This window comes from Bacillus sp. 3255 (assembly GCF_031456485.1).
In the GTDB taxonomy this organism is placed as follows: domain Bacteria; phylum Bacillota; class Bacilli; order Paenibacillales; family NBRC-103111; genus Paenibacillus_E.
Genome location: NZ_JAVDUS010000006.1, coordinates 199,894 through 223,422, shown reverse-complemented (window position 1 = coordinate 223,422; position 23,529 = coordinate 199,894). Strand labels below are relative to the sequence as shown.

The window sequence follows — 23,529 nt, the reverse complement described above, 5'->3', positions numbered from 1 at the left end:
CTCCACCTTACCTCGTCATTCCTGCACAATGTCAAAATCTAACGCAAATCCTTCTTCATCCTGCGGGTACATCCGCACTTCCGTTGACCCGAAACGCTGTGTCCACACCCGCTTTTCGCCCAAGAACGGCTCTACAGCCTCTCTTGCTTCGCTTCCCAGGAAATCGCCGGTAACGATCCACTTGCCGAAGCCCGCCTTGCCGCTTTCCTTGAAGCGTTCCGGACCATCCGCCGGGAGAAGCCAGTCGGCGATAACGACGACGGCGCCCTCTTCCGCTTTCTTGACGATGTTCGCGAATGCAGCTGGGGACAGCGTCGAACCGCCAACAACAATTAACTTAGGCTGGCCCAATTGTTCGGCCGTTACGTGCTCGTCAAATGCCAGTACATTGTTCACCGGATAAAATAAAGGATGCACCCGCCTGCCCTCTGCACCCGTAAATCCTTGCTTCAACGGGAACCGGTCGAGAGGCACTTCCCGCTTCAGCTGATGTCTCGGGAAATCGTATCCCGGAATATGCATGCAGCTGCCGTGAGCGGGGATCGTCCCCCGGCTGAGCAGATGCCAGATGTGAAACACGCTCTGGCTTCGCTCGATGTCCTGCGCGTTCCGCAGGCGATTGCCGAAAAGCCGCTCGTTCTGGCCATAATTCGCGTCATCCGAATGAATGACGGCAATGTGCGGGGCCGCCTCGGCATGAGACCAAGTCAGCCGATGCTCGGGTATAAACTTGCGGACGAATTGCTGCCATACTTCGCCGAATTCCGTTTTGGCGAAGCCTTTTGGCCCGTGCTCCAGCAAAACATCGATATTTTCTACGAACAAATGGGACGGACCCATGAAATATCCCAGCTTCAAAGCGGACTCGAATTCCTGCGGCGAATGACCCGGGAATCCGGGAAAGCGCGTGAACCACGGTCCGGTGTCAGGCCCCCATAGGTCGGCGCAGATCCACAGCGCCCTGCCGTACTGCTTCGCCGCCCCTAAAGCTGTAGAGAGCTGCAGCGATTGGAACGACTCTTTCATGATTTTGGGGCACACATCCATGCCGGCTCTGGCATGCGTATGAAACATCGTCGGAAACACTTGCTCCGAGATCAATGGCACGGATGTGCCCGTTCCCCCTGCACGCTCCGCCAGCTGCTGAACGTGCTCCGCTTGTGTTCGAACGGCTTGCTCCACCTTGCTTCGCGAGTTCGCCGCATCCAATCCGTCCGTGTCGGCCCAGTGCGGATACCATCCGTCTTTGCGGTACTGGCCGGCGTTAATTTGCAAATGCTCCGGCTCGTCATACAGCAAGCCGATGCAACGCCCGGATGCGGCTGCCTGGATGACGTCCTTGTCGGCAATATCGTACCGGTTCGTTCCTTCCACCCACGGACCGTTAATGTTGCCGTATTCGTTGCCGAGGCAAATGTCCATTCCCGCTGCCGTAACATCCCGGACCACCTCTGCCAGATCGGCACCCGGCAGCACATGATGAACGTAGAAGTCCGCTCCCAGCTCCTGCATACCGGTAACGAAAGCTCCGGCATCCGGTTTCGGATCTTGCGAGGGGCAGACGCTGCCTGTTCCCGTCCGCATCACGAGATCCGATGCCTCGCCTGCCCATGGATCCTGCCACGCGACAACAGGCCCTTGAATACCCAGTTTCGGTTTATGCGTCACCGGCGTGTTTCACTCCCCTGCTGGCTTCCACATGCTCGAAGGAATGGCGGATGATTGCCAGGCAATCGTCGACTTCTTCAGGCTTGGCATGCTCCAGAATGAGGGGGACCTCCGGCATCCGGCGGGACAGAAGCTCCGCATACACGTGCCAGTCCGCCTGCCCTGCTCCCACGCGCGGAGTCGTGAACCCTTCGGTTCCGTACAGCGCATCCTTGGCATGCGCGATCGGGCAATTGGCGCCGATCTGGTCGAACATTTTGGTCATCGCTTCCTGCTGTCTGGTCAAATCTTCCTGCGTCAGATAGTTGAAAGGATCCATGATGAACGCCAGCCCCTCCGTTCCCAAGCGCTGCAGCATTTCTGCGGCCTGGTCCGTGCTTGCAAGCACATTGAGCACGAAGCCTTCGGCAAGCAGTACGGCATCGTTCTTCACCGCCCTGTTGCGCAGCCGGTCCGTAATCTGCAGCAGCTGCTCCCATGCCTCTGGCGTGCGATTGCCTTCGTAATCGCGCCAAGCATTAGTCGGATGCAGACTGCCTGTTTCGGTCGCGATATACCTAGTTCCGTAGACCGAACATAGGTCGATCATCCGCTCTAATTGTTCGAGCTTCGTTTCTCTTTTCGACAAATTCGGATTCATCAAATTCGTATACCCCGATAAACCGACGATACGGATGCCTCTTTGCTCGAAAATGGAGCGAATTTTCTCTGCGCGCACCGGCGAGAGCGGCTGGTCATCCATGACCTGAACGGCTTGCTTGGGATCCAGCTGCACATAACGCATGCCCTTGCTGCGCGCGTCTTCCGCCATCGCCTCTGCGCTCCAGCCCATATAGACATAACTCATAAAACCGAGTTCATTCATCCCACAACGCTTCCTTTCAGCACATCCGTTCTTTCCACCACACAGCCTTGTTGGCTCGATGCGACCATCGCCGTGGTCAAAGCAACGGTTTGCAGGTTATCCTCCGATGTGACCGGCGGGAGCTCGCCTTCTTCCAAAGCCGTCATGAACGCAATCATCGAACCGGCGAATGCGTCCGGGAACCAGCTTCCTTTGAGCTTGATCTCGTGCACGGCGTTTTTGTGCTTGTTCAGTGCCATGTACAGCGCATCCTGCGTGCACCAGAGGCTTCCTTCCGTGCCGTCGATCCACCACGTATTGCCGTGCGAGCGGTTCGCTTTGGCAATATTGTTGAAATGCAGCGTTGCCATCAGCGGGTTCCGGCCGCCCTTCGGCCCGAACTCCACGTTCGCCGAGTAGATGAGCGGGCTGACGGCATTTTGCCCCGGAAGCTGCGCTGTCGTGCAGTGCACCCTGGACCATTCCTCCTGATGAGGATTGAAATGCCGGCACAGGTCCACATAGTGAACGCCGTGGTCTACAATGTTGAAGTTCTCCATCTGCGTCCACCATCTCCCAGCCTGGTCTTGATAGGAACGCATATTATGATAAATGCTGTAGATTTCACCTATGAGGTCTTGTTCAAGCACCGTCTTTAGTGCTTTGTGGGCCGGCGCCCAGCGGGCTTGCTGATTGACGCCAAGGACAATGCCGAGCCGGTTGGCTTCGTCGCTCAGACGCTGTGCCTGGGGCAAATTCAGCGCCAACGGCTTCTGGCATAAGACCGGTCGCGGGGCTTTCCCGATCTCTCTCAGCACTTCCAGACGCGGTTCGGGATGGATCGCGAGATCGATTACCCCTACATCCTCCCGCTCCAGCAGCTCATTCACATTCGTCGTCCAGAATGGGATATCGAATTTCTCGGCTGTGGCGCGCGCCGCATCCGCATTCACGTCGCAGCATGCAGCGATATGCAGGCCATATTTGCGGTACGCGGGCAAATGCGCCGTATTGGCGATGCTGCCGCATCCGATAAGGCCGATTCCGTATTGATTCACATTAGCGATACGCTTCTTATTGGGCAAATAATCTTCTGGTCTAATGAATTCCATGGTCCCACCTCTTTATTTCTTACATTACACGAGTATGGAAAAACATTTATGGGGTATTTATGCTTTTTTGTAGGGATGATTCAACCACGTTGGCACATCGCTGTGAAAAGGATCGAAATGTGACGAGAGAGGGTCGTTGGAGGGGTGTTGGAGCAGCGTCAGGGGAGGCGACTTGTCTTTGGGCGCCGTTGCTGTCCCTTGCGGTGGGGGGCGAGAAATTCTGCTGCGCTGCGCTAGAGGGTTGTCTGGGTGGCGTAACGGGAATTTCTCCCGTTATTTTCGAGAATTTTGGGCTTGGAGCGCGAATAGGGGGAATTTCTCCTGTTAATGCGGTGGCTGCTGCCTGGAATGGCCGATTTTTCGAGTAAATAACGGGAGTTTATCCTTTTAATTGGTGATGCGGGGGTGGATGCAGGAAGAATAACGGGAGTTTTTCCCGTTATTGTCGGACAGCTACTTTATCGTCGAGGGAACTCCCCGCTAGTGGGGAGCAGCTACTTTATTAGTCGAGGAACCGCGGTGGCGTTGGAGGAGACCCGTTACGTTCGGAGGAGGGGCCTCCGAGGGACGCTAGGGGATGCGTAAGGATGCGGCTACCAGTTACTCTCAGCGGAGGTACCAGAGCGGGCGGAGTCTGACGCCTATCGAACAGCAAAACAAAAAGGCCACCCAACAGGTGACCTTTCGCGATCCATCAATGATTCGTAGCTTCTTTGAGAACGCCTTCCATCGTTTGCACGCCGAGCTTAAGCACGTAGCGCTTACCGACCTCGGCTTGGAACCGGATCGTGTCGGCATGCGCCTCCACTTTCACCGGCACGCCGTCGGATTCGACGATCAGCGGAGCCCCCTGGCCGTTTCTGTAAACAACGGTGCAGGCTTGGCTCGCCTTGGCCTGAATGACGCAGTGGGTCAGCGCCCCATCGGCCCAGGCCATATCGACATCGAAGCCGCCTCTTGCTCTTAAGCCGCTGACGGAGCCTTTGGACCACGCGCTTGGCAGTGCCGGCAGCAGGTTAATCTCTCCGCGGTGCGACTGCAGCAGCATCTCCGCAATGCCGGCGGTTCCGCCGAAATTGCCGTCGATCTGGAACGGCGGATGATTGTCGAACAGGTTCGGCAATGTGGAGTGGCCGAGCAGCATGCGCAGATGCTCGTAAGACTTCTCCCCGTCTTCCAGTCGCGCGAAGAAGTTGATGATCCACGCCCGGCTCCAGCCCGTATGGCCGCTGCCGGCTTCCAGTCTGCGCTCCAATGTGCGCTTGGCGGCATTCGCCCACTCCGGCGTGTGGCGCACATGGATCATTTCGCCCGGATGAAGGGCGAACAGATGGGAGATATGACGGTGACCCGGGTGCACTTCGTCCCAATCGTTGACCCATTCCTGCAGCTGCCCGTGCTTGCCGATTTGCGGCGGCGGCAGCTTGCGGAGCATCCGCTCCCACTCGTTCCGCGTGCCTTCGTCCGTCTTCAGCAGCTCGGAAGCTTCGATACAGGCCCGGAACAAGGAGTAGACGATCTGCGTATCCATGGACGGCCCGACTGTCAAACAGCCTACGCTGCCATCGGCGCCGATAAATTTGTTCTCCGGCGATGTGGACGGCCCTGTAATCAAGCGCCCCTGCTCATCTTCGAATAGATAATCCAAGAAAAATTCGGCGGCTTCTTTCATAACCGGGTAAGCCCGTTCACGCAGGAAACGCACATCCTGCCCATAACGGAAATGCTCCCACAGATGCAAGGTCAGCCAAGCGGCCCCCATCGGCCATATCGAGCCCGGCATGAAGTTGCCCTCAATTTGGGTAGCTCCCCACATATCCGTGTTATGATGGGCAACGAATCCCCGGCAGCCGTAAACTTCCTTCGCCGTTTTGCGCCCGTTGATGCGCATGCGGTCGATGAGGTCGAACAGCGGCTCGTGGCACTCCGGCAAATTGGCCACTTCCGCATGCCAATAGTTCATCTCCGTATTGATATTGATCGTATATTTACACTCCCAAGGCGGAGTAAAGCTTTCATTCCATATGCCTTGCAGGTTGGCCGGGTTCGAGCCCGGACGGGAAGACGCCATCAATAAGTAGCGGCCGTACTGAAAATATAGCGCCATCAGTCCGTGATCGCTGCCGCCTTCCTTGAAGCGCTGCAGACGGGCGTCGGTAGGCAGGATATCTGCTTCTTTATCCTCCTCGGGCCGCCCCAGCTCCAGCTTCACGCGCTGAATCCGGTTCACGTGATCGGTCACGTGATCTTTTCTCACTCTCTCGTATCCTTTGCCTGCGGCATGCTCCAGCTGCCGGATGCATACGGCGATCGGGTCCGAGTGACGGAAGGAGGTTTGCGCGGCTACATAGATCGTGACCGCCTCGGCCTGAACGATGAGGAAGTCGCCGACCGCTTTCACTGAGCCGCCGTCAGGAACCGCTTTCACAGCGGCACAATAAGTAACCCCGCCTCTGCCGTTCTCGCCGCTCATGACAAGGGTGTCGTTCGCAATTTTCTGAGTGCCTTCATCGAAGGGACGCCGGCTCAAATGCATGCGCAGATTCAACTTGGCGGGCCGGTCGCATGTGATGCGGATCGCCATAACCTGATCGACGGCCGAGCTGAACAGCTCTCGGGTATGCAGGATATCGTTCAGGCAGTACCCCACCTGCGCGACGCCTTGCTCGATATCCAATTCCCGATAATAATTGGAAATCATCTTCTTCTCGCCGTCATGGTAAATTTGGAAATCGCCGAGCGGCTGGTACGGATGCAGCGATTTGGGAATGGACATCATCCCCATCTGTGCGAGCTCCTCCGCTTCGATTTGCTTGCCTTTCATCAACAGCTGGCGGACCATCGGGAAATATTTCTGCCCTTCCGGGTTATCGCCGTTCACAGGACCGCCGTACCAAACGGAGTCTTCATTAAGCTGCAGTCTTTCGTTATTCACTTTGCCGAATATCATGGCGCCCAGCCGTCCATTGCCGATCGGCAGCGCTTCATTCCACGATCTTGCGGGTTTCTCGTACCACAACTTGGTTCCGTTAGCTGAATTGCGAGCTGGTTTCATCCGCAGCACTCCTCATTTTTTGAATTCTTATCGCATAATAAAGCTCTCCAGGCAAATGAATGCGGAAACGCCCTTCATAAGTGCCTTCGAGTCTCGTTATATTCATGTTCCACGTATCGATTAGATCTACTTGATAACTTCCTTCAGCCATTGCAAATTCACGGTAGGCAAAGCGATGCGGGCCAAAATATTGCAAATAGTATTCGCCTGGCAGCGACAATGTCGCGGCATCGTAGCTATCGCTCGTATAGGCGATCTGCGCCGGAGCCTCCTCCATAATGCTTCTGAGGAATTCGATTCTCCGGACGCTCTTCCCATGCAGCTCCCCGCCATGCGAACTCCACGGAATGTGCTCCGCATTCCAATACGATTCCCCGTGCATCACATAGCCTCCGCGGCACGTGCCTTCCCATAGGCGGCATAGCAGCTCTTCAGGCGATAGACTGCCCCAGAGGGTATCCATGTTGCCCTCATAACCGCATTCCTCAATAATAGCCGGTTTACCGTATTGTTTGGTGCACTCCGAGATCACTTTCACATCCGCGTGACGCAGGCTGGCGTGGGTCGTCCATGGCGTGCCGTAATCATACCACGTGCTGCTGTTATGAATGGACCGCAAATGGCCTCCGCAATCGCATTCTTGTATAATTCGGAACAAACGGTTCCAATCCTCTGTTTGTTTCTGCTTCATTTCATCATATTTATCCGCTAGCGACCACCAAACATGACTGAACGCGCCTAATCGCGCAACGACATACCGAACGTACCGGTCATCCGCTTCCGCGGGCATCCGGTCAAACCCCCAGCCGCCTTCAGCATCCGGATGGAACAGAACGAGCTCGGCCTGGATGCCAAGTGCCGCCAGATCGTGCACCCGTTTCTCCAAATGCTGAAAATACGCCGGAGAAAACCTGGTGAGATCAAAGCCCGAATCCGGTGATCCTGCGAACGGATACAAGACCGGTTCCGCTTCATTCTGCATGTGCGGCTTCGGCAAGACGAACATGCGAACTTTATTGAAAGGCGCACTGCTTAACGTTCGCAGCGTTTGTTCCTGCATTTCGCTGCTTTGCAAGTGCCACGCCTCACAGGTCGTTCCGAACGGTATAAACCGGGTGCCGTCCGCGTAATGAAAGCGGGCCGCATCTTTGACCCTAACCGGACCGTGGCGGTCCGGCGCAGCCGGGGTGCAAGCAAACTCCCCTTTGAGCCCGTCCATCTCTCCGATATGACTGGAGGTTTCGAAGGTCCATACCCCTTCTTCGTCCGGCATATACCGGATTCGGTACTTGCCGGAACCGTCATAGAAGCCTTCGGCGTAACCCTCTGTTAATCCTTTCTTGAACAGTGCGCTGAGTCGAACATCCGTGAACGGATTTCCTTGAGAAGGAACGTCCAACGTAAGCTCGAACATGCCCCAGCGCTCAACACTTCTTGTAAATTCCAGGACCATCCCCTCCTTTCAGGTAAGCGAGCTGTGGTTTTAACCAACATCAACCCGTTGAATACGAAGCGCCATATAAGGCTTGCCAGGCAGTTCAATCCGGCATTCCCCGCGGTACGTGCCATCCAGAGGAGTCACCGTCATATTCCACGTATCGATCAGTTCAATCACGTAATCAGCGTCCTGCCTCAGCTTCAGCGATTTATAAGCGTACTGATGGCGCCCGAAGTACATCAGGCTGTATGTCCCCTCCTCGCCGGCTTTCATCCAGTCGGCGGGACCTTCCTCCATCACTCGGCGTAAGAACGCGATTCTCTCCGTGCTCTCGCCGTACAGCTTGCCTCCGGAAGAGATCCAGGCCCTTGTCTCCCGGTCGATGAACGACTCGCCATGACCGACGAACCCCCCTCGCGACATTCCTTCCCAGAAGCGATGCGTCAGTTCCCCGCCGGAGATGTTGCCCCACCGTCTGGAGCTGTTGCCTTCGTAAGAGATCTCGTCGATCACGATCGGTTTGGCCACCGCATCCCGCCAGGCGGTTGTCAGCTCCGCATCCCAATGCTGAATGCTCTGATGCGTAATCCAAGGTTTGGTGAAATCATACAAGCTCGATGATTTGTACATTTTCGTTCCGTTATGGATCGATCGCAGATGCTGATACGGATCATAACGTTGAGTCAATTGAAGCAGCCGGTCCCAATCGGCAACCGTCTTATATTTATTAAAGTCGTATTCGTTGCACAGCGACCACCACACGTTGCGGAACGAAGCCAAGCGCGCGATCACATAGCGCAAATAATAAGCGTCCGTCTCCGCGTCCATGTTGTCGATGCCCCAATACCCTTTGTCATAGGGATGGAACAGTACGAGATCGGCTTCGATGCCAAGCTCCATCAGATCGCGGATGCGAGTTTCCAGATGTGCGAAAAATTCCGGATTAAACCGCCGTCTGTCGAGATCCTCCGGACTCGTTCCGGCGAAGGCGAGCCGGAGCGGAGGCTGCATATCCCGAGTCGGCAGCAGGCACATCCTCACTTTATTGAACGGTGAGTTCTTCAGCGTCCGCAGCGTGAGCTCTTCGAGCTCTTCGTTACGGTGATGCGTCCAATGGTAGCAGGTCGTCCCGAAGGGCATATAAGGCGTCCCATCGTCATAGGCGAACAAATACCGGTCCTTCACCCGCACGGCTCCATGATTGCCGGCGGACGGCGCGGTGCAGAGAAATTCGCCGCTATGGCCGTCCAGCTCAGCATGGCTGCTGCTGGTCACATACCGCCAGTCGCCGGGCCTGTCAGGCATGAAGCGAACCCGGTAGGTGCCGTTCCCGTCGTAGAATCCGTCGGGTTCGGCCATATAATTTTTGTACTGAAATTTCGCAGAGAATCGTACTTCCTCATAAGGATTTCCTTCCGAAGGACCGTTCAGCGTCAGCTCGAACTGTCCCCATTGTTCCACTTCCAGCTTGGTGCGATGCCGAGTCATGCTAGTTCAGTCCTTCCTTTATTTGATCCCGGAATGAGCCATCGTAGCGATGACCTTGCTTTGAAAGACGAGAAACATGATCAGGTTAGGCAAAAACAGGAGCAGCGCAGCCGCTGCCGCAGCGCCTTGTCTGGCCACGCTGTTGGCCATCCCGCTCGTTAATGTTTCCACATAGAACGGGAACGTCTTCATCGCCTCATTCTGCATATAGGAGGTTGAAGTACTTGAATCCTTCCATGCCGAGTCGAACGCGATGATGGCGATCGTTGCCACTGCGGGCATCAGCATCGGCATTACGATACTGATAAACAGCCGCAGCTCTTTGGCGCCGTCCATCTTCGCCGAATCGAGCAGCTCATCCGGCAGTTGGTCAATAAATTGCTTCATGAGGAACACCCCGGTCGGCACGGCGACCAGCGGCAGAACGTGACCCCAGTAAGTATCGAAAATGTGCAGCTTGCTCACGATCAAATATTTAGGGATTTCAACGGTTTCCGGAACGAACACCAGTGTGAGCAGGATCGTGCCGAATACGAGCTTATATCCCGGGAATTTATGCTTGGAAATCGCATAAGCGCACATCGCGCTTGTCATCGTGATCAGGAAAACCGCCATCGACGTCACAATGACACTATTGAACAAATACCGGGACACCGGAACCGCCGTGCCTTTGGTTGTGGCCAGCAGTTCCGCAAAGTTCTGCAGCGACGGTTCTCTTACAAAGATGTTCGGCGGGTAGATAAATAACTCCTGATACGGCTTGAAAGCGTGATTAATAATATAGACGATCGGCAGCAGCATGAAGATGCTAAGCGCGACGAGAAACAATGCCGTACACAGCTCGAATGTGCTGAGCTTCCGAAAGCCTGCGCGTCTGCGCCACGAATCCAGCTTGTGAAACGATGCTGACAGTTTCATTTATTCCTCTCCCTTCGTTCCGAACAGCTTCCAGCTCAGCTTCTGGGCGAAATAAACGATCGTTAGCAAACATACGGTCAAGGCTGTCGCATAGCCGAGCTCAAACCGTTTTAACCCGTAGTCGTCAATATGCGTCGTAATCATATGGCCCGCATATTCCGGTGTCGGATTCATGCCGGACAGCGCCGTTCCGATAGAAGACAGCTGAATCGCCCCGACGATGGCCATGACGGCCCCGAACAGCATCTGAGGTTTCGTGGACGGTATCGTAATATACCAGACTTCCTCCAACCGGCTGCGAATGCCGTCCAATCGTCCAGCCTCATACAGCTCGGGATTGACGTTGAGAATACCGGCCAGCATGCCCAGGAAGCCGATCCCCATGCTTTTCCACAGGGATACGACGACCATCGAGGTCATTAAGTGCTCTTTACTAGTTACCCATTGTACCGGTTCGCTAATCAAGCTCATTTTGAGCAAGAAGCTGTTCAAATATCCGATTCTGTCGCTGGAGAGCATCGGCGTCCAGATGATGCTCATGGCAACTAAGCTTGCCAAGGATGGCGTGTACATGGCCAGTGTAAACCATTTGCGGTACACACCGGGTAAAATGGAAATCAGCCATGCCAGCATGAAGGCGCATACGTAGCCGCCGGAGCCGACAATTAAAGCGAAAGATAACGTATTAGGCAGCGCATATTTGATCAGAATCAAATCTTGCGAAAGCATATAACGGAAATTATCCCAGCCGATGAAACGAGGCGTTTCGATAGCGTTAAAATACGTAAAGCTGAGCGCTAAGGCGGATAATACCGGAAGCAGAATAAAGATAATGAAGCAGATCATGAAAGGGGCGATGAATAAATACGAAATCCTGTATTGCCAAAGCGTATGCAGCGCCGCCAGCAGCCTGTTTTTGCGGACTTTGACCGTATGCAGCGGCCGCGGAAGCACCTGCACCTCACTTTTTAACATACTTATCCACTCCTTCCCAAGGCTTTGTAATGACAGGTAAGTTCAAGGAACGAAGCAATTGTCCGTTCGCGTCGGCAAAATGGAACTCTTGATTCTTTCTTACGATTTCTCGGTCGACTTCTTTAATCGCGGTTTCCAGCGAAGTGCGGTAGTTTTCCCCGCCAATGACGGTTCGTGTCCATGCGTTAAGCAGCTCGCGTTCCATATAATAGCTGCCCGGCACTTTGCCCACTTCCCGGAACCATTTCCATTGCTCCAGAATGGCTTGCAGGTCCTCTTCCTTCCAAGGCAGCTTGACGAACGCATCGACATTGGACGTGTACCAACGGAACGTTACGCCATTAAGCGTCTCCAAGTCCGTGCCGTACTGCTCCTGCACCTCTTCGGACATCCACCATTTCAGGAATTCCCAGCTTTCTTTCGGCTTCTTCGTATTTTGGAAGATGGCTGAAGCGAATTGATCGCCGCCATTGCCCCCCGTCCATCTGACAACGGATCCGTCCGGCTGCTTGACGCCGGGAATCGGCGCTACGCCCCAGACACCGTTCAGTTCGGGAGCGGCAACCGTCAATTGGAGATAGCCGTTCAGATCGGCAATCCCGATCGGATACGAGCCGTCGCGGAAATGCTGCACGAAGTTGTCGCTTTTCTGATCGATCCCGTATTTATTTTGCAGATCCGTCCATGCTTTGAACGCCTCGAAGCCTTTATCCGTATTGAGTCCTGTGCGCGAGCCGTCCTGCTTGAAGTATTCAAGCCCATGCATTTGCATGAAGATGCCGTGCTCGACCGGCGTGAAATTCATTCCGTTCTGCTGCAGCACCGGCAGCATCCGGTATACGTCATCCCAGGTGTCCGGGACGCTCAGTCCGAGGCTTTGCAAAATATCTTTCCTGTAGAACATCATGGAGAACGTCTGCGTTTCCGGCAAGCCATAGTAGCCCCCATTATAGTAATAAGGCATCCATGCGCCAGGAGCGAATTGTTTGAACACTTCTTCGAAGTCCGGGAACTGTTTCAAATTGTAAGCTCCGTTCCGAATCGCATAGTCGAACGGCGTGTCGGCCGTCAGACCGATTCCGACGTCGGGAGCCATCCCTGCGGCATTCATCAGGAGAAGCAGCTTATCGTCCTTGAGCAGATTCACCTTCACCTTAATGCCCGTTTGCGGAGTAAACGATTCATTCGCCATGCTTTGCAGCAAATTGACATAATCGCGTCCGCGGTTCATCCATATATTAAGAACTTTATCATCCGTGTTCGTCGCGTTCTCTTGAGATCGGAACGAATTCAGGAAGTTAATGAGCGAGCCTTGAATCCGTTCCGTGAACGTCGCTTCCATCTTCGGTAACGGCTTGTTAGCCGGTACGATATAGAGACGGTCGAGCTGGAGCGGCTGAGAGCTCAGCTGTTTGACTAATTCGGCAAGCTTGCCCTGCATTTTGTTCATTCTGCCTGCATCATAAGGAATTTCGTCAGGGTACTTGAGCAGGGTTTCAATATCTTTGCCAACCGTAACCAAGCCTTGGGACAAGGCATCTGAACGGCCGTTGATGGCAATTAACTGCTCTCTCGTCGCCGCGAGGTTATCGTTCAGACTTTGCAGCTGTTCGACAAAGCCCGGCAAGTCCTTTTTCAAATCCCATGTCCGGTTCTTATCGTCTACGCCGCCCGTTAACGTGCGCAGATCGGCGGACAGCTTAACCAATGTCGCAATCGCCTTATCCATGTCCACCGCAGCAGCGGTGAGCGGCGCCTGCGTGACGCGCATCGAAATGGCGTTCGTGCCTTTCTGCAAATAGAACTCGAACGGCTCCCCTGCTTCGTTGGCCAGCGCTCTGCCTTTCCACCCCGTTGCGTATGGGAAGCGGTAAGCTTTCAGCTCGGAGAACGGCACTTTGCCGTTGATCATAATCGTCCGGAACGCAGAGCGGTTCGAGACGAAGGACTGCTGCTGGCGCAAGGCGATTTTGTAAAATCCGGCTTCAGGAACCTCGAAATTCCAACTTATTTCCTGATTTTTCGACGACCAATGCAAGCCATCGAGCGTATTATAGCTAATTTTGCCACGTACATACGGGCTGTTCGCAATATCGTTATCGAAAGCTAACGTAATGGAAGAATCGTTCTTCCAGGCGACCTGCTCCGCTTCGATCACAATCGGCTCGGCTTCAATGGCGGCAGCGTCCTTCGGCTGATCTTTGCGAACCGTTGCATAATCCGCAATGACGTCAGGCGCTTTGAACGTAATCGACTCGAGCGCCATCGGATCGCTTCCGGACAACCGGATCTTATGCTTCCCTGGCGTCAAATTCCAGAGCAGCGCATCGGCATAAGCACCGGACATATCGCGAAGCTCCCAGGTTTGCCACCCGGAGACATCCGTGGCGGCAGGGCGAATTTCATCGCCGTTGTCATCCCGGACAACCGGCATCTTATCCTTCCAATGGCGGTACAGCTCAAGCGATTTGGACTCCAGATAAGGCGCCGTTCCGTCCACGCTCAAGCTTAGCGCGATCGGTTTCCGGTCTCTCGTATCGACGAAAGGATGATAGGACAACTCGATGGCATACAAGCCGCCCTGCGTAACATCCAAATCGTATTCAACCCATTCGTCACTCTTGGCGCTCCATACCAGAACGCCGTTCTTACCCTTGTATGCCTCTACCGCCGTATTAGCGTTAGGGGATTTCGCCGATATACTTGCTCCGTTAATCGTTATCTTTCCCGTGTGGTTGACCGAAGCCCCGTTCTTCTTCCACCCCTCAAGCACTTCGGCATAGGCCGGCAGCAAATTTCGGGTGGACTGCGATCCCGCTTCCGTTTCGACAACCGGTGTACTTGCCTTAGGCAATGTGCCGCTGTCGATCGCGAAGGTCGATAGCCCTGGACCAGCTAGACACGCGATGGCTAACATCATCGACACCCATGTCCGTGTTCTTCGTAACGCTTTCAACTCCATCCCTCCCGCTGCTCTGCACTAGTACGACAGATTCTCAGTGGAATCTTTATCGAAGAACAGTGCTTTCTGCATATCTATCGTTAAAACGAGCTTCTCACCGTCTGTAAAATCATGATCGGACTGCGCTCTGGCAATGAGCAGTTTAGGACTGCCGATGTCCATATACAAATACATATCCGCTCCCATTAATTCATTCAGCTTCTGGATCCCGGTAATTTGCGAATGCGGATTGGCCTCGCGAACTGCAGGGTCCAGGTGAATATTCTCACAGCGAATCCCCAAGATGACGGTCCGTTCCACTTTCTTATGCTTTCTTAACATGTCTGCATGACGCGGTGGAATTCTCAAGTAATACCGGTTGGTGTGGAACTCAAGCGTCCCTTCGCTGCCTTCCAGCACTCTGCCTTCGATAAAATTGATCGGCGGAGAGCCGATGAAGCCGGCAACAAACATATTTCGCGGATTGTTATAGATCGTCTTAGGCGTATCCACCTGTTGAATGACGCCATCCTTCATGACGACAATACGGTGTCCCATCGTCATCGCTTCTACCTGATCATGCGTCACATAGACCATCGTTACGCCTAATTGCCTCTGCAGAGCGATGATTTCGGTCCGCATCTGGACTCTGAGCTTCGCGTCCAAGTTGGAGAGCGGTTCATCCATCAAGAAAACTTGCGGATTACGGACGATCGCCCGGCCAAGCGCGACACGCTGCCGCTGTCCGCCGGATAGCTGCCTTGGCTTGCGGTCGAGGAAAGGCTCGATCTCCAATACGCGCGATGTGCTTTTGACCGCTTGATCGATCTCGTTCTTGGCCATCTTCCTGAGCCGCAAACCGAACGCAATGTTCTCGTACACGCTCATGTTCGGATACAGGGCATAGTTCTGGAATACCATAGCGATATCCCTATCCTTCGGCGGTAAATGGTTCACCAATTTATCTCCGATATAGAGCTCTCCCGAAGTGATATCCTCCAGGCCCGCGATCATGCGCAGCGTTGTCGATTTGCCGCAGCCGGAAGGCCCGACCATGACAATAAACTCGCCATCCTGAATCTCCAGATTGAAATCTTTTACCGCATATGCTCTCTCTTTACCGAAACGTTTCTCAACATGATTTAATAGAATTCGCCCCATTACTGTACCTCCTATAGGTCAGATCAACATACTATTGATAACGGTTTCAATACGCTTGGTTTTTATTATACACCCCTGCGTTGGACGCATTATAGGTGATGATTACTTAGTTATAGGGGGAATCCTGCTCTCAGGTCCCTGCGGCCGGGAACAGCCAAACAAAAAAAGCTGCTCCATATCAATGGCCAGCTCCATAAACTAACAAGAGATGTCGGTTTCGTCGAGTTCCTGAAAGTTTTGACGGTATTGTCTTGGCGTTACACCCGTTTTTTTGCGAAATAGAGCATGGAAAAATTTCATATCTTGGTATCCGACCTGATTGGCGATCTGATAGATCGGAATATCGGTGGATTTCAGCAGCTCACAGCATTTCTGTATCCTGACATTTTGCAAATACTGTGTAAACGATAAGCCCGTCGACTTCTTAAACAACCGCTGAAAGTGGCTGGCGCTCAAGAAAAAGTAATCGGCCACATCCTGGACGGTTAAGTTGTGCGTGTAGCGGGACTTGATGAAATGCACGACCTCATCGAACATCCGAACCGAGGCGGTCTCTGCCTCCTTAATCATTTCAAACCGCTGAAGCAGCACGAGCATTTGAATGAGCAGAGCGGTCAAAACCGTTTCGTAGCCCGGGCTTTTCTTCAAATATTCCCGGTACATGTTCTGAACGATTACGGAAAAAGTGTCGTGCTTATCCTGAAAATGCAGCCATCGCTGCGCGCAATTGGCCGGATCGTTTATGGCATGGTAGGTGATGGAATCTTGCTGAAGAAGTTCTTTCCATTTCACAAGCAGATCGATTCGGAAAATACAGTTGTAGATAACCAGCAACTTATCCTGCTTGGGGGATGACGGGCGAAATACGTGAGACGTACCGACCGGGATAATAAACAGATCGCCCTGCTTGACGAATATCACTTCATCATCGATGTAATGATAGCCGCATCCTTCGCCGACGAAGCTTATTTCAACGAAATCGTGCGTATGCTGCAGCGTTGTAAACGATTCCAATTCACGGTTCAAAAAAATGTCCAAGCCATTTTCAAAAAATGATTCACCGCTTAAATGATCGATTCTCCCAGTCATTTCGTCACCTTTTCTTACAAGTATTTGTGAACGGAAGCATGCATGCCTTTGCATCCTCAGCAAGATGAGATGACCGGGAACACGCTGCTCGCGCGTTCCCGGTTCCTGCTATGACAATCCCTCTTGAACCCAGTTCGATGGTACTCGGACGTATTTAATTCCTTTCCGCAAATAAGAAAAAGCGAGATGGATCTGTTGATCGCGCGTCGCGATGATCGATGGATAGGAATACCCGATTTCCGATTCTTTATATTCCAAATCCGCCATTTGAACATTTCGGAAATACGGCCACGTCTTGCCGTTGTCCTCCGAGATCGAAAGCGTGAGCGGCGTCCGGAGCGGTTTCTTCCGGAATTCGCCCTTGCGCTGCACCCACCGGAATTGATCCCGCTCCATCGTCGAATTGTTGTAGATGACAGCCAAGTTGCCGTTGTGCAGCTTCACGAGCTGTGTCGACGAATTATTGTTCGGCAGCTCGCTCTTAACCGGGACGGTCCAGTTCTTGCCGTCTTGCGAAACGCTCGTATAGATCCGGTCAGCCTGCCGGCTGCGGAACATCGCATACAGCGTGCCGTCGTCCAATTGGACAACGTTCATCTGGACGCGGTGCGTGCTGCCGGGCACCTCGTACTCCGTCCACGTCCTGCCTTCGTCGGAGGAAATCAGCACGACGCTGTAATGTCCTTCGAGCTTGCAATAATATGCCGGCAGCAGCCAGTCGCCGTTGTTCAGAACAACCGGAGGATGCCGCAGGAAGATTCCCAGTCCGTCTGCAAGCGTAGTTGTTTCGCCCCATGTCTCTCCCCGATCTTCGGAAAGTCTGTAGACAATTCGGGATGTTTTCTGGTTGTGCGGTTCATTGGACGTATGGAGCAGCCAAAGCTTCCCGTCCGGGGCTTGAAACAGCACCGGGTTCTGTTCGGAGCGCTCAGGATCCGCCGACAGCTGGATCGGCTCGGACCATTGCTGCGACCCGGCGGCCAGTCTCGACATGACGATGTTCGTATCCGGGTTGCCCTCCCCGCTGCCGGAGAACCAGACACAGAGCAAATCGCCATTATCCAGTTCAAGTAAATTAGCCGCATGATTGTCATTCGGATGGAAGGCCGGAATGTAGGCCTCCTGCATCGTTGTATCCGCAGTCCCTTCCAGAACCGCGCCATTGAATCTGCTCATGTTAAGATCGCCCCTTTCGTCCCCGTTAATTTCCTTATCGGAAGCTCGACTCGGCACAGCTTATCGTGTGCGAATACAAGCTCTCCGTCTACATACAGCCGGTACCCGTCCTTCAGATCAGGTATCTCCGCATGCACGCCAGGCTTCTTGTACGTAATGCGAAACTCCATTCCGGCCGCCTTCACGCGATCCAGACTGAAGTAGTCCAAGCCGGCATCCAGCGGATCCAAGATGACCGAATCCTTCTCGATCGTGAGTCCGGCAACATGGCTGATCACGAGATCGATATAGAACGAGTGATTATATTCCTGTTCATCGCTAAGCGGTTCGCCTGTTGCACTGTTGTAATGCTCAACAAGGCCGGGTTGGTTCAAATCTCTTTTCATAAAATGAAGGAAAGAATACTCACGCAGCGAGTGTGCGAAGAAGTCGTCATATTGATGATCTCTGCGCTTGCTCTCCTTGGCGAGTGCGTCGAGCGTGATCGAATTCGTATAGGGCCAGGTCGGACCGTCCCAGACGCAGCCGTTTCTTCCTTTCACATAATGCCCCATCCAGCCTCCCTCTTTGGAATAAGCCGGGCAATCGGCGGACACCGACGGAAACGGGCATTTCGTTCGGAATTCATCCTCGTTGAACAAGTGGCCGATCATACCGTTATAGGGCTCATCGATCATTTTCGCCCATGCCGGATAGAAGCCGACGATATTCTTCACGAACGCTTTCTCGTCCGTCTCGTGATGAAGATCATAGAAGAAGGCCGTCTCTTCATCCCACATTTTCTCAAGAATATCTTTCTTGATCGCTTCGGCTAACCGGCGGTAGCTGGCAGCCTGCGTATCACCGGCAATCTCGCACATATACGCTAATGCAAGCGTATTCAAGTAGTGATAAACCGTTCGATCCACTCTTTTCAGGTGTGTATAAGTTTGTTTATCTTTCGGATTCTTCGGGTAATTATGGAAATACCAGTAACTAGGCTGGTACTCTTTCCCCGTCCGTGTATGTTTATATTCGATCATCAAGTGATCGCTTTCGTTGCCGTGTACGCGAATCGCTTCCGAAATTTGACTTTTGAACGAAGGAAGCAACTTGACGATGAGATCCCGGTTGCGGTGCACCAGGTACAGCTGGTAAGCGGCCCAACAAGTAAAGTTAGCGAAAGCATGCATCACCGTATCCACAGTCAGACAACAGAATTGGCCGCCCTCCCCCGGCGATTCCGCCATGTTGCGCAAAGGGCCTTCCGCATAGGAGACATCCTGGTACCATCTCGCATCCATGATATGAAGCGGAACGGACAGATTGATGAGCTTGCTGAACTCCCAACCGCCTTTGCTGAAGGGTTCCTTGCTTTTCTTGTGGGACCTGCCTTCGTAGAATAGCGGGTACGTCAGGTTGCCGTACTTCGGATCGGCCAAATTGTGGCGCAGCAGGAACCAGCGGTAGAGCCATGTTTTGTCGAGCAGAGCGTCGCTGCTAGTGAAGGCCGGCGCATGATCGAACCATTCCTGGTATTCCTCGCACTGCTTTTCGACAATTTGATCGGCCGTCCAGCCGCACTCCGTGAACGCTGCCGCCCTAGCATGCAGCATGCTCATCTCGTCCTGGCCGGAGATGCCCAGCGCCGCCGCAATGATGAACGTAGCGGATTGTCCGGGCGCAAGGCGCATGCCATCTAACAATTCCGTGTCGCTGACCGAGATGGCGGCTGCGACGTCGAAGCTGTAATGCGGAATGGGATAGATGCCTTGCAAGCGCTTGCCATCGTGCAGCTCAAAGCCGTCCGCATACGTACGCAGCCACAGGATGAGTTCCTCCGCACTGTGGTTCGTCCAGGTCTGACAGGAGACGGCGCAATCGTTCCAGGAAATAAACTTCCGCTCCTCCAGAGACATTCGGGTGCTCGTATAAGTCATGCGCAAGTAACTCGGATACCATTCCGTTTGGCACGGTTCATAACTGTTTGTTACATGATTATCGATTTGGAACAATATGGGAATATTAACTTTATGAATGAAATCGAATCGCCCGGAGAATCCAGGCACCGGATCTACATAATCGGCCCACAGCCTCGCCCCCGTCGAACCGAGCAGTAAAGCGCCCGGATGCGTGCGAAGCGTTTTCCGTCCTGCATATAGTCGTTGATTCAAATCGTTAGCAGTCAGAAAAATCCGCCCCTATCAAAATTAAAATATCTGTCGCTATTTTAACTTTCCTCTAACTATATAATAAAACGATAGTAGAATAGTAGTCCTAATATTCCCAGAATATAGGTCATTCCTGCTCAAAGTTCTAAGCTAACCCGTTGAAAGGCAATTCGCTCCCTTTTCCAGGTATAGGTAATATAAAGCTCTTGGCCTTTCGCTACGATCGCAGGGTACGAGTACTGTTTCTCGCCTTCATCCAATAACAGCTCCTGTTCCCAGGATAGACCGTTATCCCTAGATAACGCTAGAACAAGAGGGGTTCTCGGACCTTTATGTTTCCCCGGTTCAGGACGGGTAGGATTGTATACGAGCGCTAATGCCCCATATTCCAGCTTGACGAGATCGATTCCGCTATTGTTATTGGGCAGTTCTGTCGGATAAGCCGGACACCAGGTTTTCCCGCCATCCTGCGAATCGCTGCGGTATATCGCTCCTTCCGTGCTGCGGAGGAGCATGTGCACGACGCCCGGTTCGGATTCCCACAATGTCGGCTGAATGATGCCTTTGCCCGTCAATGCGCTGCGGTCGAGCGGAACCGTCTCGCTGCGCGTCCATGTCTCCCCGCCGTCATCGGATAGATCGACGAAGGCGTCCCAGGCCGGCTCCAACGACGCCGGAGCGGCAATCGTGCCGTCATGCAGCACGATCGGCTTGTTTTTGACCGGGCCTCGGCCCCCTCGGCCCCCCCGATCCCCGGCGATGAGCGGCACCGGAGCCGTCCATGTGTAACCGTCATCCGAGGAGCGCATGACCATGGTCTCCCACTCCTCAATGGAGGTGCCGATTTTGTAATACAGGAACAGTTCGCCGTCCGGTCTGCGGAACAGCACCGGGTTCCAATGCGGTATATGGTCCTGATCGGCTACCTTGAGCGGCGCTGTCCATCCGGCGTCCGTTCTGCGCGATACCCAGATGGCAACATCGGGGGCCTTCTCCTTCGTTCCGCCGAACCATGCCGCCAGGACGTGTCCGTCAGGCAGCAGCTCCAGCGTCGAAGCATGACAGCTCAGGAAAGGTCTGTCATCCTCAAAAATATATTCCTTGATTACATCTCCGTAACTCATGTCGCATCGCTCCTTGGAACCAATTCGTAACGCTCGCCCTTGCCCGTTCCGAGCGCAACGACGCCCGGTCCGATGTCTGTAAGCGGAATATCGCGCCCGTTCTGCCGCACGCTTAACGGCTCCGCCGTACGCAGGCGAAGCTCCTTGCCGGCCGTTGATGTGATGCCTGCCCGCAGCAGCTTGCCGTTCTCCCACGCCAGATCGATCTCGAAGCCCCCGCGAGCCCGGAGCCCTTTCACCTCCCCTGACTTCCATTCTTCAGGAAGCGCAGGCAGAAATTGGACCTTACCGCCATGACTCTGCAGCAGCATCTCGGCAATTCCCGAAACGCCCCCCAAATTTCCGTCGATCTGGAAAATATTCAGCTTCACCTTGGGATGCCGGTGCGCATTCAGCATGTTCGGGTGCAGGCCCGCAAGCAGCTCGTTCGTGTACCGGGAAGCATGCCTCGCTTCTCCGAGCCGTGCCCACAGATTAATCATCCAGGCGCAGCTCCATCCCGTATGCGCTCCGCCGTTCTGCATGCGCCGCTCAAGCGATCTTCTGCACGCTTCGGCAAGCTCCGGCTGCTCTTCCCGCGTAATCTGCTCCAAAGGATGCAGAGCGACCAGGTGGGCGGTATGCCGGTGTCCCGGCTCGAACTCTTCGAAATCTTCGTTCCACTCCTGGAGCTGTCCATACTTCCCGATACGGTACGGCGGCAGCTTCAGAAGCGCTTGCTCCAGCCGACTGGCGAAGGCATCATCCGTATCCCGGACGATCCGGCTTGCTTCCAGGCAATGACCGAATAAATCTCTCAAGAGCGCCACATCCATCGTCGTTCCCTGCGTTACACTGCTTCGCTGTCCGTCAGGCGTTACGAAGAAGTTCTCCGGCGATGTGGAAGGACAGGTCGTCAAGCTGCCGTCAGGCCTTTCAACTAACCAGTCCAGGCCGAACAGGGCCGCTTCCTTCAGCACCGGGTAAGCTTGAGCCAGGAACTCTTCGTCCTGACTATAGGCATAATGCTCCCATAGATGCTGGCACAGCCAAGCCCCGCCCATCGGCCAGAACGCCCAGCTGGGCGATCCGCCGACAGGGGTCGCCGTCCGCCACAGATCGATATTGTGATGGGCCGTCCAGCCCCTGCAGCCATAATTGACTTCCGCCGCTTTGCGTCCGGTATGCCGGAGATCGCGCAGCAAGTCGAACACCGGCAGATGGCATTCCGCCAGATTGGTCACTTCCGCAGGCCAATAGTTCATCTCAATATTGATGTTCGTCGTCCAGCTGCTGCACCACGGAGGACGTATGCTCTCGTTCCAGATGCCTTGCAAGTTGGCCGGCTGCGTGCCGGGACGAGAGGAAGCGAGCAGCAAATAGCGTCCGTATTGAAAGAACAGGGCGGCCAGCCCCGGGTCTACCGTACCGCTTCGCACCGCTTGAATCCGCACATCTGTCGGCAGTTCGCTGCGATCCGGTCCGTCAAGCTTCAAGCTCACCTTGCCGAATTGCGCTGCATGGTCGACCAGGTGGCGTTCTTTCAGCCTCTCGTAACCGAGCGATGCCGCATGCGCGAGCCTTGCTTCGCTCGCTTCGGCCGGCTTATCGCCCGCTCCCGCCGGATCCTGATCGAAGCCGCAGAAGCCGGTTTCGGCGGCCAACAGCAGCGTGACGGTCCCGGCGCCGATCACTCGGATCCGCCCGCCGCTTACCTCCACCCTGCCTTTATCAGTCAGCGCCAGCAAGCGAATGGCGAATGGGATGCCCCTCCCTTCCTCATACAGGACGGGATCGGCCGACTTGATCGTGTTAGGCATAATTTGCACGGGACTGCGACCGGTGAGCATCACCTGATTGGCCGACACTTTGCGCACCTGGTATTGCAGCGGGCTGCCGAGCACGGCCGTTAATCCGAGCGTACGCTCGCCATGCAGACGAATTGCCATCACTTGGTCAACCGCCGACACGAACAGCTCTCTGGTATGTACGGCGCTCTGCTGCACATACCGCACTCGTGCGATCCCTTCGGCCAAATCCAGCTCCCTGCGGTAATCCGAAATTCCGGCGCCGCCCGCCTCGTCGTGAATGATGTCCAGATCGCCGAGCGGCACATAAGATTCGATCTCGGGACCTTGCATATGGCGCTCGATGATTTCCTCCGCCTCGGCATGCTTGCCCGCGAAGATCAGCTCCCGCACGAAATCCAGATGCTTCGCCGCCTCCGGGTTCGCCGTTTCCCGCGGTTGCCCCGACCACAGCGTATCCTCGTTCAGCTGGATGCGCTCCCTGTCCGTACCGCCATAGACCATCCCGCCGATCCGGCCGTTGCCGACGGGGAGCGCTTCGAACCAGTTTCCGGCTGGTTGCGCATACCATAAAGTCGTATCTGTATCCGACATCCGATTCCC

The 23,529-nt window shown here is 54.4% G+C and carries 15 protein-coding genes; all 15 read right to left on the bottom strand.

Going from position 1 to position 23,529, the window contains the following annotated elements; all coding sequences use genetic code 11:
* Positions 1 to 15 precede the first annotated feature (15 nt).
* The 15 genes from J2X61_RS11640 to J2X61_RS11570 all read right to left on the bottom strand — a co-directional run bounded on the left by J2X61_RS11640 (position 16) and on the right by J2X61_RS11570 (position 23,520).
* Positions 16 to 1,668, bottom strand: coding sequence for a hypothetical protein (locus J2X61_RS11640; protein WP_310187884.1), 1,653 nt, complete (start codon positions 1,666 to 1,668; stop codon positions 16 to 18).
* Positions 1,658 to 2,533: a sugar phosphate isomerase/epimerase family protein gene (locus J2X61_RS11635; protein WP_274469936.1), complete on the bottom strand. Its 876-nt coding sequence runs from the start codon at positions 2,531 to 2,533 to the stop codon at positions 1,658 to 1,660. Before J2X61_RS11635 ends, J2X61_RS11640 begins: the two co-directional genes overlap by 11 nt.
* Positions 2,530 to 3,624: a Gfo/Idh/MocA family protein gene (locus tag J2X61_RS11630; protein ID WP_274469937.1), complete on the bottom strand. Its 1,095-nt coding sequence runs from the start codon at positions 3,622 to 3,624 to the stop codon at positions 2,530 to 2,532. Before J2X61_RS11630 ends, J2X61_RS11635 begins: the two co-directional genes overlap by 4 nt.
* A gap of 694 nt (positions 3,625 to 4,318) precedes the next feature.
* Entirely contained in the window at positions 4,319 to 6,679 is a 2,361-nt protein-coding gene (locus tag J2X61_RS11625) for a glycoside hydrolase family 95 protein (RefSeq protein ID WP_274469938.1), read from the bottom strand.
* The gene (locus tag J2X61_RS11620; RefSeq protein ID WP_274469939.1) at positions 6,654 to 8,132 is read right to left on the bottom strand and encodes a DUF5060 domain-containing protein; all 1,479 of its coding nucleotides are present in this window, start codon (positions 8,130 to 8,132) and stop codon (positions 6,654 to 6,656) included. The genes J2X61_RS11625 and J2X61_RS11620 overlap by 26 nt, the downstream gene beginning before the upstream one ends.
* 30 nt (positions 8,133 to 8,162) lie before the next feature.
* Entirely contained in the window at positions 8,163 to 9,605 is a 1,443-nt protein-coding gene (locus tag J2X61_RS11615) for a DUF5605 domain-containing protein (protein ID WP_274469940.1), read from the bottom strand.
* Between the two features lie 18 nt (positions 9,606 to 9,623).
* Positions 9,624 to 10,523: a carbohydrate ABC transporter permease gene (locus J2X61_RS11610; protein ID WP_274469941.1), complete on the bottom strand. Its 900-nt coding sequence runs from the start codon at positions 10,521 to 10,523 to the stop codon at positions 9,624 to 9,626.
* Positions 10,524 to 11,498 carry a carbohydrate ABC transporter permease gene (locus J2X61_RS11605; RefSeq protein ID WP_274469942.1) on the bottom strand — a complete coding sequence of 325 codons (975 nt, stop codon included), beginning with the start codon at positions 11,496 to 11,498 and terminating at the stop codon, positions 10,524 to 10,526. It abuts the gene before it with no gap.
* Positions 11,485 to 14,460 carry an extracellular solute-binding protein gene (locus J2X61_RS11600; protein ID WP_310187882.1) on the bottom strand — a complete coding sequence of 992 codons (2,976 nt, stop codon included), beginning with the start codon at positions 14,458 to 14,460 and terminating at the stop codon, positions 11,485 to 11,487. Before J2X61_RS11600 ends, J2X61_RS11605 begins: the two co-directional genes overlap by 14 nt.
* An 18-nt stretch (positions 14,461 to 14,478) precedes the next feature.
* Entirely contained in the window at positions 14,479 to 15,600 is a 1,122-nt protein-coding gene (locus J2X61_RS11595; RefSeq protein ID WP_274469944.1) for an ABC transporter ATP-binding protein, read from the bottom strand.
* A 198-nt stretch (positions 15,601 to 15,798) separates the two neighbouring features.
* Positions 15,799 to 16,689 carry an AraC family transcriptional regulator gene (locus J2X61_RS11590; RefSeq protein WP_274469945.1) on the bottom strand — a complete coding sequence of 297 codons (891 nt, stop codon included), beginning with the start codon at positions 16,687 to 16,689 and terminating at the stop codon, positions 15,799 to 15,801.
* A 108-nt stretch (positions 16,690 to 16,797) separates the two neighbouring features.
* The gene (locus tag J2X61_RS11585; protein WP_274469946.1) at positions 16,798 to 17,865 is read right to left on the bottom strand and encodes a sialidase family protein; all 1,068 of its coding nucleotides are present in this window, start codon (positions 17,863 to 17,865) and stop codon (positions 16,798 to 16,800) included.
* Positions 17,862 to 20,018: an MGH1-like glycoside hydrolase domain-containing protein gene (locus tag J2X61_RS11580; RefSeq protein ID WP_310187880.1), complete on the bottom strand. Its 2,157-nt coding sequence runs from the start codon at positions 20,016 to 20,018 to the stop codon at positions 17,862 to 17,864. The genes J2X61_RS11585 and J2X61_RS11580 overlap by 4 nt, the downstream gene beginning before the upstream one ends.
* Positions 20,019 to 20,152: 134 nt before the next feature.
* Positions 20,153 to 21,139, bottom strand: a complete 987-nt coding sequence (locus tag J2X61_RS11575; RefSeq protein WP_310187879.1) for a sialidase family protein — start codon at positions 21,137 to 21,139, stop codon at positions 20,153 to 20,155.
* Positions 21,136 to 23,520, bottom strand: a complete 2,385-nt coding sequence (locus J2X61_RS11570; RefSeq protein ID WP_310187878.1) for a glycoside hydrolase family 95 protein — start codon at positions 23,518 to 23,520, stop codon at positions 21,136 to 21,138. Before J2X61_RS11570 ends, J2X61_RS11575 begins: the two co-directional genes overlap by 4 nt.
* Positions 23,521 to 23,529 lie beyond the last annotated feature (9 nt).

Excerpts from the sequence above, each read along its gene's own strand:
- J2X61_RS11570 (WP_310187878.1), bottom strand. The coding sequence starts at position 23,520 with ATGTCGGATACAGATACGACTTTATGGTATGCGCAACCAGCCGGAAAC.
- J2X61_RS11620 (WP_274469939.1), bottom strand. The coding sequence starts at position 8,132 with ATGGTCCTGGAATTTACAAGAAGTGTTGAGCGCTGGGGCATGTTCGAG.
- J2X61_RS11585 (WP_274469946.1), bottom strand. The coding sequence starts at position 17,865 with ATGAGCAGATTCAATGGCGCGGTTCTGGAAGGGACTGCGGATACAACG.
- J2X61_RS11575 (WP_310187879.1), bottom strand. The coding sequence starts at position 21,139 with ATGAGTTACGGAGATGTAATCAAGGAATATATTTTTGAGGATGACAGA.
- J2X61_RS11615 (WP_274469940.1), bottom strand. The coding sequence starts at position 9,605 with ATGACTCGGCATCGCACCAAGCTGGAAGTGGAACAATGGGGACAGTTC.
- J2X61_RS11630 (WP_274469937.1), bottom strand. The coding sequence starts at position 3,624 with ATGGAATTCATTAGACCAGAAGATTATTTGCCCAATAAGAAGCGTATC.
- J2X61_RS11605 (WP_274469942.1), bottom strand. The coding sequence starts at position 11,498 with ATGTTAAAAAGTGAGGTGCAGGTGCTTCCGCGGCCGCTGCATACGGTC.
- J2X61_RS11590 (WP_274469945.1), bottom strand. The coding sequence starts at position 16,689 with ATGACTGGGAGAATCGATCATTTAAGCGGTGAATCATTTTTTGAAAAT.
- J2X61_RS11600 (WP_310187882.1), bottom strand. The coding sequence starts at position 14,460 with ATGGAGTTGAAAGCGTTACGAAGAACACGGACATGGGTGTCGATGATG.
- J2X61_RS11635 (WP_274469936.1), bottom strand. The coding sequence starts at position 2,533 with ATGAATGAACTCGGTTTTATGAGTTATGTCTATATGGGCTGGAGCGCA.
- J2X61_RS11595 (WP_274469944.1), bottom strand. The coding sequence starts at position 15,600 with ATGGGGCGAATTCTATTAAATCATGTTGAGAAACGTTTCGGTAAAGAG.
- J2X61_RS11610 (WP_274469941.1), bottom strand. The coding sequence starts at position 10,523 with ATGAAACTGTCAGCATCGTTTCACAAGCTGGATTCGTGGCGCAGACGC.
- J2X61_RS11625 (WP_274469938.1), bottom strand. The coding sequence starts at position 6,679 with ATGAAACCAGCTCGCAATTCAGCTAACGGAACCAAGTTGTGGTACGAG.